We start from the raw sequence: 14,753 nt of genomic DNA on the forward strand, positions 1-14,753 counted from the left end.
GGTGCGTTCAGCGTCGCCGGATGCGCCGCAATATCCGAATTACCGCAGATTCCCGGGTGCTGACGTTGAACGGTGCCGAATGCCTGGTTGAAGCTTCGAATGTCTCAATCAGGGGGGAAGACGATGGGCCAGAGTCCACGCGCGTGGTTCGTGGAGCTGTTGGATGGCTTCCTATCGGAGTCCTTGCGCCGGTCTTCTCCATTGGAGCTCGGCCGGGCCCGGCTGCTGGCCGGGGTGTGCTGGGGACTCATTCTGTGCGTCACGCTGGTCCTGCTCCAGGGGCTGGTGAACCCGATTCCGCTGACCATCACCGTGGTGGGATCGGCGTGCGCGTTGGGGTTCGCGGTGGTGCTGCTGCTGCTGCGCCGGGCGACCTCGACCCGGCCGCTGGCGCTGCTACTGTGCTCCCTGGTGACTGGAGGGATGATCACCCACAGCCTGTACATGAGGGATCTGGCGGTGGCCGCACACGCCTCGCTCATGCTCGTCCCGGTGGTGTCGGTCTACCTGCTGGGGTGGCGCCTGGGTCTGGTCTTCTCCGTTGCCGCCGCGGTGAACGTGGGCCTGGTCTTTCCGCTCCACACCTGGGGCTCGCTGGAAGGCCGCGGCCCGATGCTGTGCAGCTTCGCGGCCATCTACGTGCTGTGCGCGTGGGCGGTGGGCTGGTTGTTCATCTCCGCGCGAGACGAGGCGCAGGCGATGGTCGAGCAGATGCTGCGGACGCTGCGCGAGAGCGAGGGCCAGCTCGTCAGCCTCATCGAGAGTACGGATGATGTGGTGATCTCCCTGGACTCGGAGGGGCGCGTGGTCACCGCCAACGACGCGGCGAGGCAGCTCTTCCTGCGGGTGGTGGGACGGGAGCTGCGCAAGGGAGCGTTCGCCTTTGGCGAGTTTCCACCGGAGGAGCGGGCGAGGTGGCTCGGGTTCATGGTCCGGGCGCTGGGAGGGGAGCGCGTGAAGCAGGAGCTGATCCTCCCGACGAGGGAGTGGACCCTCACGGTGGAGCTGACCGTGAGCCCGGTGAGGGGGGAGGGGGAGCGCGTGGTGGGGACGACGCTCTTCGGGCGCGACATCACGGCGCGCAAGGCGGCCGAGGCCCGGTTGAGCGAGATGCACCGCAACCTGCTGGACGTGTCGCGGCAGGCGGGCATGGCGGAGATCGCCACGGGCGTGCTGCACAACGTGGGCAACGCGCTCAACAGCGTGAACGTGTCAGCGGGGCTGGTGACCGAGCGGCTGCACCGCCTGCACGTGTCCGGCATGAGCCAGGCGATGGAGCTGCTGGACGCGCACGCGGGGGACCTGGGCCATTTCCTCACCCAGGACGCGCGGGGGCAGCAGGTTCCGGTCTACCTGAAGGCGCTGGCGCGGCGGCTCACGCAGGAGCGCGACGAGGTGCTGGCGGAGGTGCGCACGCTGTGCCAGTGCGTGGACCACATCAAGGCGGTGGTGTGCATGCAGCAGCAGCACGCGCGCGCGTCGGGGGTGGTGGAGTTGCTGCCGGTGCCGGAGCTGCTCGACGACGCGCTGCGCCTGCACGCCCTGTCCTTTGAGCGGGTGGGCATCCAGGTGCGGCGGGAGTACGCCCCGGTGCAGCCGGTCTGGGTGGATCGGCACAAGCTGTTGCAGATCCTCCTCAACCTCGTGAGCAACGCGCGTCACGCGCTGCTGGAGAGCGAGCGCGCGGACAAACAGCTCACGCTCCGGGTGGGGTGGGCGGCGGGTGGGAAGCTGCGCATCGAGGTCGTGGACAACGGGGTGGGCGTCGCCCCGGAGAACCTGCCGCGCCTCTTTACCCAGGGCTTCACGACGAAGCGGGATGGGCACGGCTTCGGGTTGCACATCAGCGCGCTGGCGGCCGGGGAGATGCGAGGTGCGCTCTCCTGCACGAGCGCCGGGCGGGGACAGGGCGCCACCTTCACCCTCGTGCTGCCCACCGAGCCATCCGCCGAGGAGGGGACGGGGCACGCATCGCCCGAGCGCGAAGCCGTTGCCCTCGTGTGACGCGGCCCTCGAAAGACGAAGGGCCCGGCACCCTCACCCTGGCCCTCTTCCTGGCGGGAGAGGGAAGGGGGGACACCGGGCCCTGGGGAGACGAGGGACCGCGGACTACTTGACCACCTTGTCCAGCGGCTTCGCCTCGGTGGTGGCCTGGGTCTTCGTCCAGTCGATGACGGGGGTCTGCCACGACATGCCCGTCTCGCCCGGCTCGGGGTCCAGCTTCTCGAACTCGAAGCCGTCACCGCCGAAGTACAGGTACTCGATCGTCGCGACCTTGTACTCCTTCTTCGGATCCAGCGGCTTGCCCTTGGCGTCCTTGAACTTGCCCTTGCCGGCCGCGGTGAAGCCGGAGAACACCGCCTCCGGGTTCTCCAGCTGGTGCGCCAGATCCGCGCCCTTCACCTCCACCACCATCAGCGAGTTCTCGTACGGCAACACCGAGTACACGCTGCCCTTGGTCACCTTGCCCGCGGGCAGGCCCTCGCGGAAGCCCTTGCGGTTGAGCACCACCGCGTCCGTGCCCAGCTGCTCCCGGATGGCGCCCGTCACCCAGGTGAGCAGCTGCTTGGAGTTCTTGTCGAAGGCCTTCTTCGTGAAGCCGATCTGCTCGCCCAGGGCCGTGTCCAGCCGGGTCTTGTAGTCGGAGATCTTCTTCGCGAGCTCGGCGTTCGGCGCCGGAGCACCCTCGCCGCCCGTGACGTCCACCTGCGACGTCTCCACGCCCGTCACCTGCTCACCCTCGGGCTTGGAGGCATCGTAGGTGTAGGCGGCGCGCAGGTACTTGTCGAAGCCCAGGCCCAGCGACACATAGGAGGTATTGCCCTGCTTGGTGTCCACCGGCTGCAGGCAGCGGCCACCGGCCACCAGCGACACCTTCCACTCGGGGTGCTTGCCCACCACCGGCTCGAGGTTGGTCGGGCACTCGTCCGCGAGCACCACGACGGTGTCCGCTCCGTCCTTCTGGGCCGCGGCCACCGCCTCCGTCAGCGCCTGCTCGTCGGGGATGACCTCGAGGCCCTCGGCGCGCCCGGCCATCGCCGTGGTCACCGTCTTGGGCGAGGTCAGGCCCACCACGCCAATCTTCAGGCCCTGGCGCTCGAACACCTTGTAGCCCGGCAGATGCCAGCCCTTGGCCAGGGCGGAATCCTTCACCTTCAGGTTGGCCGCCAGGAAGGGGAAGCCGCCCGCCAGGTGGTTCTTCTGGAACTGCTCCAGCCCGTAGTCCAGCTCGTGGTTGCCCAGGGCGGACGCGGCGAAGCCCATCTGGCCCATCGCCACGGCGGTGGGCTCGCCATAGAAGAAGGAGGAGATGGCCGGGCCGTTCCACGCATCGCCGATGGTCAGCGCCAGCGTGGAGGCGTCCTTACAGGGCGCGACACCGTCCTTCACCTGGCCCGCACAGTGCTTCTCCTTGGCCTCCCACCAGCCGAGCAGCTCGGCGGCGCCGGTGGTTGGCTTTCCCTCCTCGGAGGTGGTGGACAGGAGCTGGCCATTGGGGCTGCCGGTGACGAGCACCGTCACCATGGTCGGCTTGGGGGCGGGGGGCTGGGCCGCGGGCGCCTGCGCCGGCTGGGCGGTCTCGGCGGGCTTGTGCTCTTGAGCGGAATTCTTGTCGCAACCGGTGAGCGCGCCCACGAGGGCGAAGGCCACCACACCGGAAGCACGGCGCCACGGGTTGCTCCCCGCCGCCGGCTTGGAATCGGACTCTTGATGCATGAGGGCTCCGAATTTGTTGGCGATACGACCGCGCGAATAGCACACCTCCCCCCGGGGGTCGCGAAAAAGGGGGACCCCGCCTCCCTCCGCCCTCCGTGGTAGGGTCGGGGCGTGCAGAGTCAGCAGAAGGGTGTTCCGCCCCCTCCGGTGAAGGAGCAGGACGGGGGAAGTCATGAGGCCGGGCCCGCCTCCGCTCAGGAGCGGATGCTCCGGCAGGTGTGGGAGGACGTGCGTCGGGGCGCGGAGCACTTCCACCAGCGACAGGTTCCGTTGCCAGTGAATCGGTTGGGACAGTTCGTCCATGGCCTGAGCCTGCCGTTCCATCTGGCGAGGGCCCTGCTGGCGGACAAGACGACCCGGTCGCGCTACCTGCGGGTGAGCCTCACCCAGACGGCCGTCATCATCGCGCTGGCGGCGCTGTTCACGGGCTCGGGCAAGGAGGTCGTGGAGAGCGTCGGGCCCGAGGACTGGTCCGAGCAGGTGGAGGAGGCCCAGGCCGATGCGGAGGAAGCCGCGGCGGACGCCCAGGTGCGGGCCGAGGAGGCCGTGCGGCAGGCGGAGCAGTTCGAGAAGGCGGCCGAGAAGGTGGCCGCGCTCGCCGAGAAGGCGGGCGCGGATGGGGACGAGGTGCGGGCCAAGGTGGAGGAGTCCCTGCGCAAGGCGAAGGAGGTCGTGAGCGAGGCGAAGGAGTCCCTGCGCGAGGAGAAGGAGGCCCGGGAGAGCCAGAAGGCCGCGAAGGAGTCCGCGAAGGACGCCGAGCGCCCTCGCAAACGCACCGTGCATCAGGTGGTGTACTGGGCGACGTTCCTGTCCTCGCTGCACCTCGCCCAGTGGATCGTCATCGCCCTGTCGCGCGACTACCACACGGCGCTCGCGCGCGAGGCGAGCCTGCTCTCAGGGATTCCGCCGGAGGACGAGGCGTTCTCCCCGCGCGTCCGGCTCAACATGCAGTGGCTGCGCAACAAGATGAAGCGCCGTTGGCGGGCCCTGCTGGTGTTCGCCGTCGCGACGCCCCTGCTCTGGCTCGTCAAGCTACCGCTCATCTGGGGAGGCGACAGCGTCTTCACCGCGCTGCTGTCCGTGTGGGGGACCTGGTGGTTCGTGGTCTTCACCGCCGGCAAGAGCTCCCTGGCCTGGAACGAGCCCACTCCCCGCGAGCCCTGGTTCCTGCGCGGCTGGCGCTGGGCCACCTCGCACCTGGTGCCCTTGCGCGGGCCGATGGGGACCTACGGCTCGGTGTGGACGGCCGTCACCCGGCCCGTGTTCTCCCCGATCGCCAGTGTGGAGCGGCAGCCCTGGAGCTTCAGCGGGCTCGCGGTGACGCGGGCGTTCGCGGCGCTCCCCGTGGTGAAGTGCTTCCTGCGCCCCGTCATCCCCGTGGCCGCCTCCCACCTGCTCCTGGCGGACGCGGCCGGCTCGGTGGAGGCGAGCGCTAGCTCGCGGCCTTCTGCTCCGGGACTGGGGGCTGCTCCTCCTGATTCTTCGGGTGCCCCCCCAGCTCCAACAACTCCCCCGCCTGCCTCGCCTCGGCGGACTGCATGACGGCGCGCAGTTGCTGGCTCACCGCGCGGAAGAAGCCCGTGAGCAGCTCGGGGCGGTCCGCCAGCAGATCGAGGAAGTCGCGCCGGTCGATGACCAGCACCCGCGTGTCCTCCACCGCGATGATGTCGTTGGGGCGGGGGGCTCCGTCCAGCAGGCTCAGGTCGCCGAACGTCTCCTTGGCGCGCATGCGCAGCACGTGCTCGCCGTTGCTGATGGCGTCCACCGCGCCCTCGACGATGACGTAGAGCGCGTCGCCCGGATCGCCCTGGCTGTAGACGCGCTCGCCCGCGCGGAAGCGGGCCTCGCGGGCGATCGCCGCCACCGCCGCCACGTCGTCCACGTCGCTCTGCGAGAAGACGTGCACCTCCTCCATGAGGAACAGCTTCTGCACCGTCGCCTGACTCATGTCTCCCTCCTGCGGCGGCGGCAGATCCAAGCCGATCCGGCCCGCCACGTAGCGCGCGCACCCGCGCAGCACCACATCCTCGCTGCGGCACAGCCACGCGAGGTGTGCTTCCAGCTGACCCGGCGTGCCGGGAGGCAGATCCCGGTGGTGTGATTCCACCTGCTCGCGCACCAGCGCCCGGTCCTCCTCGTCCGTCAGCGTCTCCAGCAGCTCCAGCGCGTAGGCCCGCCGCCGCGCATCCTGTCCCGCCACCTGCTGGTGCACGCGCCGCATCACCTGGGGCGGGTGCAGCAGGCCCAGCAGGAAGAAGGACAGCTCCAGGGCCTGGTCCAGCCGATCTCCCACCACGCGCGTGAGCAGTGAATGGTCTCCCAGCTCCGCGCGCAGGTCGCGGAAGGGCTCCACCAGGGCGCGGTACACCTCGCGCCGCCGCCCCAGGGCCTCGCGCACGCGGTCCTGATCCACCGGGTGCTCGGGGTGCTCGTCCCGCAGGCGGGAGAGCTCCGCGCCGATGCGGAAGTGCAGCCGGGCGTCGTCGCGCACGTTGGAGAAGAGCAGGGCGTGCAGCGCCGCCGGCGTCCCGATGTGGCGCAGCACGCGTGGCACCTGCAGCCGCATGGTCAGCGGCGCGGAGAGATCGTTGAGCGTCGTCTCCAGCAGCGGCGTCACCTCGTCACCCAGCGCGGCCAGGGCCTCGCGTGCCTCGCGCCGCTCCTCGCGCCAGGTGATGAAGGTCAGCAGCCGGGGCGCCAGCTTCACGTAGCCACCCTCGCCCACGGAGCGCACCGCCACGCGCCGCACCGAGCTGTCTGGATCTCCCAGGAAGGACGTCAGCATGGGCGTGTAGCTCGGGTCCTTCAGCCTGCCGAACAGCCGGGCCACCTCGCGGCGATCCGCCACCGGGGCCTGCGTGCCCCGGGCCGCCAGCGCCCCCAGGGACACCAGCGCCGCCGCGCGCCACTTCGTGGTCAGCAGTGCGCCAATGGCCGCGCAGCGCAGCCCCACGTCCGCGCTCTGCAGCAGCGGTGGTAGCAGCACCTCGGCCCGCTCCGGTGCCAGCTTCGCCAACGCCCACACCGCGCTGTCCCGGGGGCGGCGGGTGCCCTGTGTCACCAGCTGCTCCAGCAGCGGCGCCGTCTCGGTGGCCCCGAGCTCCAGCGCCAGGGACACGGCCTTTTCCTGCACCCGCTCATGCGTGTGGCGCAGCAGCACGGACAGGTGCGGCTGCAGCGACAGCCCCTCCTGGGACAGGAGCTCCATCGCGTTGAGCACCCGCTCCGGTGCGCTCGAGCCCAGCGCCTCCACCAGCAGCCGGCGATCCTCGCGGCCCAGCGCCTCGTCGTCCTCGGAGGTGGCGCCCACCTGCTCGCCCAGCGCCTCCACGTAGGCCGGCCTCAGGCGCAGCAGCAGCACGCCGAGCAACCCGCACACGCCCACCACCACGAGCGCCATGGTGACGCCATCGGCCATGCGGCCCGCGCCGATCAGCAGCACGCCCGCCAGCACCGTGCCGCCCTTGCGCAAGAGCCCCTCCACCGCGCCGCGCAGCGCCTCGCGCTCCTCGTCCGGCACGGCCGCGTACAGCAGCTGCACGCCCACCGGCAGCAGCGAGTAGTTCACCGCGTTCTCCAGCAGCCGCAGCAGGTGCACCGGCCACAGCTCGCGCGTCACCAGCGAGGCCACGGCCAGTGGCGCCATCGCCCCGGGCAGCAGCGCCAGGTAGCGCATCAGCCCGAGCCGCTTGAGCAGCCGCTCGGCCAACAGCAGCTGGAAGACGACGCACACCAGGCCGATCCACAGCTGGAGCGAGCCGAAGAGCGCCGCCAGCCCGTCCTCGCTGAGCGTGTTCTCCACGCGCAGGCGGAAGAGGTAGTCGACGAAGGAGGAGAGCACCGCGAAGCTCACGCCCAGCGCCGCCAGCACCCGGGCATAGCTGCTGGTGGCGAGGTACTCCCAGGCCGCCACGGGCGGAGCCAGGTGGCGGGGGCGCGAGGGTTGCGGCGCCCCGCCGTGGTGGAAGTGGAAGGCCCCTCCCGCGGCGAAGAGCGACAGCGCCCCGCTCACCACGATGGCGGCGGTGCCGAGCCGCTCGGCCAGTCCCTGCACCAGCAGACCGCCCAGCATGCCTCCCGCCATGCCCACCCCGTTGAGCGCGGTGAAGGCCCGCCGGGCCTCGCGTGCGTCGAAGGCCGACGCCATCCGCCCCCAGAAGCGCAGGGAGATGAACGTGGTGAAGGCGTCCACGAAGAGGTACAGCACCAGCGCCGGAGTCCTCTGGCCCAGGGACACGCCCACCGCCAGTCCCAGCACCCCCACTCCTCCCACTGCGGTGAGGATGCTCAGCGACTCGCTCGCCGTGCCCGGCTCCCGGCGCGGCAGCAGCGTCAGCGTGGCCACGAGCAGCGCGCCCACCAGGTACAGGTAGGGCATCGTGTGCGACTCGAAGCGCGAAAGCACCAGTGCGTTGGCAGCCGTCTTGAGCTGCGTGACGCCAGCGATGAGGGCGAACTGGAACGTTGCCGCGGGCCACAGGCGGTGGCCCCAGGACTGCGACTCTTGGGCTGCCACGGGTCAGCCAGTCTACCTTCCGAAAACCGGAATTTCCAGGACGAAGCGGGACCCCGAGCGAGCGAGCAGGCGGGCGGGTGGGCTCCGGTCAATCCTCGGGAGCGCCGCCGAGAATCCACGAGCGGATGCTCACGAGTTCGCCCGGGTGGGCATCGAAGTATTCCGGGTTGTTGCGAGGCATGCGGCTGCCGCATTGCGTGCCGGAGAGCTTCATCACCAGCGCGGAGGACTCCGGGTCGCCGGGGGCCACCCGCATGAAGTCCTCGCAGGCCTGCGTCTCCGCCCGCACCTGGACGAGCGCCGCATGGCTCCGGCCCCGCAGCAGATCCAACCCGCCACTCTTGCCGTGACACTGGGAGCACAGCGTCTCCCAGAGCACCTGGATGTCCTGGGCGTAGTGGGGCATCCGCACCGGCACCTTCACCGTCCGGCTCACCGTGGCTCCATGGCCATCGGACACGAGCACCTCGAAGGTGAAGTCCGTTTGCGCACCCATCGCTGGCGAGTACCAGGTGACGCTCTCGCCCTCCGCGCCCGAGACGAAGGTGCCCTGGGGCGTGGGGCCGAGCTGGCGCCAGAGATACGTGAGGGCATCTCCGTCCGGATCACTCGCCCGCACCGAGAGCGTGAGGGTGTCTCCGGCCTTCACCCACGAGGGCGAGAACGCCGGCGTTCCGGAGATCACCGGTGCTCGATTGGTCCGCTCCGACGGAGGCTGGACCTTCACCTGGATGTCGGCCTGTGTGGTGCCCCCGTTCGAGTTCGTCACGGTGACCTGGAGCGTGAAGGTCGTGGGCGACTTCACCACCGGCGCGAGCCAGGCCGGCGTAGGTGAGGCAGGGTCGCTGAACGTCCCCTCGGGTGACGCGGGGAGCTGTCTCCAGGTGTAGGTGAGCGCTCCTCCATTGGGGTCTACCGCCTGGACGGAGAGCTTCACCAGGAGTGGTCCCTCGACGACGGTGGCCGACGCCGCGGGACCCCTCAAGATGACCGGTGCATCACACGCACAAAAGAGAACACATGTGAGCAAGAGTCGCGTGACGACCCGTTTCCCAACGGAAGACACCATGGCTCTCCCCCCCCTCCAGAGCGCGTTCCATCCTGGCTCGGCACGGGGACCTGGGAGCCCCGTGACCCCCGCTCGGGTGCCTCGGCACGACCACTGAAAGCTAGTCAGTGATGGCCATCGTGCATGAGACGACGTCATGGTTGCCTGCCACCCCGGGCCTGTTTGAGTATGAGACGCGTTGGTCCTACTCTGGGGGCACCATGATTACCGCCGTTCTTCTGGCCCTTCTTTGTTCGGCTCCGGACGCCGCCGGTACGCCCCTGTCGCCCGATGCACTGGGTGCTCCTCCCCATGCGGATGAGTCGCCCACGGCCTGGGCCTGCACCGTGGAGACGCTGAGAGCGGGCCGCGAATGTGTCTTCGAGGCCGAGGTCTCCTCCTCCACGGATGTGAAGGCCCAGTCGGCGAGCAACATCCGCTCGCTCAAGGAGATTGGACATACGCTGTGCCTGGAGGCCGCGAAGCCGCCCTCGGGAGTCGCCGCGGACAAGAACCTCGTGGCGCAGTGCGAGCGCAAGTACAGCGAGGCCGCGGATGACGCGTGTGGCCTGGACGGGAAGGTGCCCATCATCGACGCGAAGGGCCGCTTCGCGCCGGCCGCCCGGGCCTGCTACCGCCAGTTGTCCTCGGTGCTGCAGGACACCGCCATGATGGCGGCGGTGGCCTCGGCGTGCTGCCAGTGCGCGGAGAAGCGCGGATGCCCGGCCGCGGGTGAGCGCTGCCACGAGAACGTGTCCCACCAGGAGTTGAGCGCGACGGCGCTCGCGTGCCTGGCCAGCCAGTGCGGCGCGTCCTGTGAATTGATGATACCGGCGAACCAGACCACGTCCGGGGACTCGAGGCCGGCCCGGCGCGTCCGGCAGTCGTCGGCCCATGCCACGGGGTCCCTGTAATGGCAACCGGCGCAATGGAGCGAGGACTCATGTCTGCCTTCCAGAAGATGACGAAGGTGGCCGCGCGCTCGGGTGCGGCCCTGTGCTGCGCGCTGGCCGCGGTGGCCACGGTGGGGTGTGGCTCGGCGAGGCACACGCATACGGTGGAGGCGCGGGGGTCCTCCCGGCGCCTGTTGCAGGAGGAGCGCCCGGCTCCCGTGGCCACGGCCGAGACCGCTCCCGCCGAGCGGGCGCGGCCGGTGGAGAAGGACTTTGGCGCCCGCTACGCGACGCCGGCGCAGTGCGAGGTGGCGGCCCGGAAGCGGCTGCTCTCGTCCCGGGACGAGGGCTGGGCGGCGCTGAAGTCCTGTGTGGAGCAGATGCACTTCACGCTGCTCGACGCGCTGCTGAGCGACGCGTGGGCCGAGGAGCTGCGGGTCCGGCCAGACGCGGCGCAGGTCATCGCCCAGGTGGTGGCCAAGCGCGGTGGCAGCGTGGACGGCGAACTGAAGCTGCTGCACGAGCGCAAGGTGCCCATCTTCGGGCTGTCGGCCGCCATCGCGCAGCCCGACATCTACAAGGGCCGCTACCTGCTGCTGCGCGCCCAGGTGGCCGACGTGCGCAGCGAGGGCGACAGGCCCACGGTGTGGCTCGTCGAGCAGGCGCTGGGCTCGGTGGAGAGCGATCAGCCGGTGGGCTACTCGACGCGCAAGGACACGGCGTCCGTGCACTCCGGCGCGGTGAACGGGGACGCGGGGCTGCTGGGCCGCGCCAACCTGGGCGGGCAGATTGGCACCAGCGAGCGCGAGCAGAGCTCGCTCACGGTGCGGCGCTTCGACAACGTCACGGACGAGACCGGCCGCGAGGCGCTCGGGCGTCTGCCGAAGGCGGATCCGTTCTTCGCGCCAGGCAGTGACTTCGTGGTGCTCGCGCGCTTCGATGGGTTGCGCACCACCTCGGGTGGTGACGAGGAAGAGGACGAGGCAGCCCCCAAGCTGCCGGTGCTCACCATCGTGGGCTACTACGCGCCGCACCCGCTCATCGTCTACTGAGACGGGCCGGGCATCGCGCAGTGCCTCGCCGCCAACGTGCCGGGGGTAGAGGAGGATCTGTCGAGTCATGTTAGCCTCCGGACTCCGGAGGTTGACCTGCGCGTGAGACCGCTGCTCTTCAGACTGCCCGTACCCGGGGACACGGTGGGCCAGTACCGCGTGGTGGCCCCGCTGGGCCGGGGGGGCCAGAGCCACGTCTACAAGGTGGAGTGCGCCGGACGATTCTTCGTCCTCAAGGTCTTCCCCTCACGTCCAGGGCGGAGTCCCTGGGGCGAGCTCGAGCTCGACATCCTGCGTCACCTCCAGCACCCCAACGTGGTGCGTGTCCTGGGGTATGGGCGGTGGCCGGACCCGGAGCAGGGCTTCTTCTACATCGTCATGGAATTCGTGGAGGGACTGACGCTGGAGGCGCACGCCCTGGAGCACAACCCCTCGGCACGTCAGGCTGCCACCCTCCTGCTGAAGGCGGCGCGAGCGCTCGGGGTGGTGCACCGCCAGGGTGTCCATCACCGGGACGTGAAACCGGAGAACCTGTTGGTGAGGGCGGTGGACGGAGAGCCGGTGTGGGTGGACTTTGGGGTGGGCCACCTGAAGGGCCGCACCACGGCGCCGGGGATGAGCGGGCTGCCCCCGGGGACACCGGAATTCGCCAGCCCGGAGGCCTACCGTTTCCTCCAGGAGCACTTCGAGGAGCAGGTGCGCTACCGGCCGGGCGTGGCCGACGAGGTGTGGGCCTTCGGCGTCACCACGTACTGGCTGTTGACGGACGTGCTGCCCTTTGGCGAGCGCGGCACCAACCCCACCATGGTGAAGGACATCCTCACCCGGACACCAGAGATGCCGCACGAGCGCAACCCGAGCGTGCCGGTGGAACTGAGCGGGGTGTGCATGCGCATGCTGGAGAAGGAGCCCAGGGCGCGCTACGCGGACATGGAGGCGGTGGCCGTGGCGCTGGAGGAATCGCTGGCCGGGGCCGGGGAGGAGGCGTTCTGGGACGCGCCGATGCTGGACCCGGACGCGCCAGAGAGGCGGACGACGGAGGAGATTCCCGGGATGGTGGTGGACCGGGACGCCAAGGAGCGCTTCATGCAGATGTGGAAGGCAGGGCAGTCCCGGCGCGGGCGGGTGCGCAAGGCCCGGCGCGGGTTGCTGTCCCTGATCGAGGGCCCTCCCGCCGTCGTGGCGCCCGTGGAGGAGGCGGAGCAGGCCGATGACTTCGAGGCAATGGCGGAGTCCCTGGAGGCATGGCTGCTGGCGCCGCGTCCGCTCCAGCCGGGAGTCGAGCCCGCTGCCGGAGCCGCGGCAGTCGCCGCCCGACCGGCGGCCCCCGTACATGAGGCAGAGGCCGCACCACCCGAGCCAGCGGCCCCTGTGCATGGGGTTGAGGCCGCACCACCCGAGCCAGCGGCCCCTGTGCATGGGGTTGAGGCGGCACCACCCGAGCCGGCGGCTCCCGTGCCGGGAGTTGTCCGCCGTGTGCTCTCGCGCCTGCGCTCTGGCGTGGGGGTACCTCTGGTTCGCGCGGTGGCCGTGGCGCTCGCCGGGGTGTTGCTGGGAGCGCTGCTGCTGGCCCGCCCATGGGCCGTGCAGGACCGCCCTGCTTCCGTGGTGGCACCCACCTCGGCGCCCACAGCACCAGAGGCACCGCTACTTCCCGGGTGGTTGGAGGGTCAGCCGACGCTGCATGCCTCCCTCGGCGGCGAAGTGGCGGCGCCGTGGGAGTCGTCCGAAGCTGGAAGGGGCGCGGTGCCCTTCACGGGCCCCACCCCCGCGCCCGTGTTCGCCACCATGCTTCGCAAGGAAGACGCCCGCTTGAAGCCCGAAGAGAAGCTCACCCCAAGGCCACAGCGCAAGGCACCGGGCTGCGTGCCCACCGTTCAGGAGACGTGCGTGGTCGGCATCTGCACCATTCTGCTCACGGGTTGCCCTGGTACGCCCCAGGTGGTGCGCCCCCCTCCCAGGCCCTCCGATTGTCCTCCCGGCGCCGTGAAGACCATGACGGAGGAGCTGGGCCTCCGCATCGGCGAGGAGGGCTTTGTCAGTTTCCCCAAGGAAGGTGGCGCCAGGCCCGTTACCGTGCGGGAATCCACCCAGGTGGAACTGCTCATGAACTTCGGGAAGCTCTACGGGGGGACCGAGCTCTCCGGGCGGCTCTACCTCGGGGCGGAGCGCATCTACGGCCGCTTCACCCAGGCCCGGACACCCGCCGGGAAGACGTACCCGGTTTGCATCGAGCTCGCGCCGAGAGATAGCTACGAGCGGGGCGTCCAGCGGGAGGACACCGGTGGCCCCGCCGACTCCGCCGTGGTCATCTCCAATCAGAGAGGCAAAGTGGTGGACCACTTCGAGTAAGGGCACGGCGGCTGGCGGCACGGGGCGGCCAGGTGTGGTAGAGGCCAACGTTTCTGGTTGCCACTCCCTGCATTGCCTTGGAGGTTGACTTCCCGTGCCCCTCGCATCCCCCGTGGGTCTGCTCGCGCTGGCCCTCCTCGCCACTCCACCCAAAGCCCCTGAGCCATCCCGCCCGGACGAGTGTGAGACGGCGAGCCCCCGCCTCGAGCTGACGGCCGAGCCCCCCGCGAGGCAGCCGGTGGTGTGTGGAAGTCCTCGCATGTCCACCACGTTCCGCTTCGACTCGCTGCTGCTTCCGGAGTCCGTGAGGATTCAGGAGCGGGAGCGCTTCGAGGATGTGGCCGTGGGGCGGACGACGCTCACGCTGGTGTCCCCCAAAAACATGGTGGCCGGGGAGCGATTCACGGTGGAGGTGTGCTTCGTGGACGGCGCGGCCCCCGCCTGTGCCAGCTTCCTGCTGGTGGGGCACCCGGGGCTCGGCATGCAGCAGGTGGAGGTGTTCCGCCAACCCCGTCCGGTGGCGTCCTACCAGCAGGCGGAGAGGGAAGCGCGGGCCGAGGCTCAACAACTGCGTGAGGAGGTGCGGCAGTTGCGCGCCGAGCTCGGCGCGCCAGAGGGGCTGCGGGGGGTGTTCGCCTCGGGGTTGTTGGGGAAGCAGGGCATTGCGTGCAAGGACCTGACGGACAGGTTCATCCAGCCGGAGGGAAATGCGCTCAGCCCGGAGGATGTTCGTAGCTGCCGCGCGGAGGGCCGCGTCGCGGTGGAGGTGTGGCTGCTGAATCCCGGAGCGGTGCCCTGGACGGCGGGAGGTGCGGTGCTGCGGGGCCCCAAGGGCGAGGTGTTGAAGCCGCTTCCCCTCTGGCAACCGGAGCCCATCCTCCCGAGCGAGCCGGGAGTCATAACCAAGCGGCAAGGACGCGTGGTGGTGGAGGTGTTGGCCTCGGCGACGGAGGCCCGTGGCACGTACACCCTCACGCTCTGGGACGCGGAGCACAAGCGCACTGTCATTCTCGGAAACGTCACGTTTCCGTAGCGTTGCCGAGCGAGATTGACGTCCAAGGACAGCGGTCAATGCGTTGCATCCCCCGGTCAGCTGCCGACGGTGGCTTGACGGGCGTATTCGTACTTCCGTGTAATCCCCGACTGGGGCTTCCCGCCCACGCGGCTTCTAGGGA

General features: G+C 70.1%; 9 protein-coding genes. 6 read left to right on the forward strand and 3 right to left on the reverse strand.

Annotated elements, in window-relative coordinates:
* The first annotated feature begins 123 nt into the window (after positions 1-123).
* Positions 124-2,004, forward strand: a complete 1,881-nt coding sequence (locus tag DAT35_RS00755; RefSeq protein WP_108064933.1) for an ATP-binding protein — start codon at positions 124-126, stop codon at positions 2,002-2,004.
* A gap of 105 nt (positions 2,005-2,109) precedes the next feature.
* Here DAT35_RS00755 and DAT35_RS00760 read toward each other — a convergent pair whose 3' ends face one another.
* Complete coding sequence (locus tag DAT35_RS00760; protein ID WP_108064934.1) at positions 2,110-3,717, reverse strand: bifunctional UDP-sugar hydrolase/5'-nucleotidase; 1,608 nt, start codon at positions 3,715-3,717, stop codon at positions 2,110-2,112.
* A 111-nt stretch (positions 3,718-3,828) separates the two neighbouring features.
* Between DAT35_RS00760 and DAT35_RS00765 the strand changes: the two genes are divergently transcribed.
* On the forward strand, positions 3,829-5,259 hold the full coding sequence (locus DAT35_RS00765; RefSeq protein ID WP_146209526.1) for a hypothetical protein: 1,431 nt from the start codon (positions 3,829-3,831) through the stop codon (positions 5,257-5,259).
* Here DAT35_RS00765 and DAT35_RS00770 read toward each other — a convergent pair.
* A complete protein-coding gene (locus DAT35_RS00770; RefSeq protein ID WP_108064936.1) occupies positions 5,150-8,233 on the reverse strand; it encodes a cyclic nucleotide-binding domain-containing protein in 3,084 nt (1,027 codons plus the stop codon). The genes DAT35_RS00765 and DAT35_RS00770 overlap by 110 nt on opposite strands.
* Before the next feature lie 88 nt (positions 8,234-8,321).
* A complete protein-coding gene (locus tag DAT35_RS00775; RefSeq protein WP_108064937.1) occupies positions 8,322-9,170 on the reverse strand; it encodes an Ig-like domain-containing protein in 849 nt (282 codons plus the stop codon).
* 332 nt (positions 9,171-9,502) lie between these two features.
* Between DAT35_RS00775 and DAT35_RS00780 the strand changes: the two genes are divergently transcribed.
* From DAT35_RS00780 to DAT35_RS00795, 4 genes are all read left to right on the forward strand, one after another.
* Positions 9,503-10,195, forward strand: a complete 693-nt coding sequence (locus DAT35_RS00780) for a hypothetical protein (protein ID WP_199242764.1) — start codon at positions 9,503-9,505, stop codon at positions 10,193-10,195.
* Between the two features lie 29 nt (positions 10,196-10,224).
* Positions 10,225-11,226 (forward strand): hypothetical protein, encoded by a 1,002-nt coding sequence (locus tag DAT35_RS00785; protein WP_108064938.1) that lies wholly within the window; start codon positions 10,225-10,227, stop codon positions 11,224-11,226.
* A gap of 102 nt (positions 11,227-11,328) precedes the next feature.
* Positions 11,329-13,578: a serine/threonine-protein kinase gene (locus DAT35_RS00790; protein ID WP_146209528.1), complete on the forward strand. Its 2,250-nt coding sequence runs from the start codon at positions 11,329-11,331 to the stop codon at positions 13,576-13,578.
* 94 nt (positions 13,579-13,672) lie between these two features.
* Positions 13,673-14,611, forward strand: coding sequence for a DUF2381 family protein (locus DAT35_RS00795; protein WP_108064940.1), 939 nt, complete (start codon positions 13,673-13,675; stop codon positions 14,609-14,611).
* Positions 14,612-14,753: the final 142 nt, after the last annotated feature.

Origin of the sequence: Vitiosangium sp. GDMCC 1.1324 (assembly GCF_003044305.1) — a bacterium.
In the GTDB taxonomy this organism is placed as follows: Bacteria; Myxococcota; Myxococcia; order Myxococcales; family Myxococcaceae; genus Archangium.

Bases quoted from the DNA above. Each gene is read 5' to 3' on its own strand.
- DAT35_RS00755 (WP_108064933.1), top strand. From the start codon at position 124: ATGGGCCAGAGTCCACGCGCGTGGTTCGTGGAGCTGTTGGATGGCTTC.
- DAT35_RS00760 (WP_108064934.1), bottom strand. From the start codon at position 3,717: ATGCATCAAGAGTCCGATTCCAAGCCGGCGGCGGGGAGCAACCCGTGG.
- DAT35_RS00780 (WP_199242764.1), top strand. From the start codon at position 9,503: ATGATTACCGCCGTTCTTCTGGCCCTTCTTTGTTCGGCTCCGGACGCC.
- DAT35_RS00785 (WP_108064938.1), top strand. From the start codon at position 10,225: ATGTCTGCCTTCCAGAAGATGACGAAGGTGGCCGCGCGCTCGGGTGCG.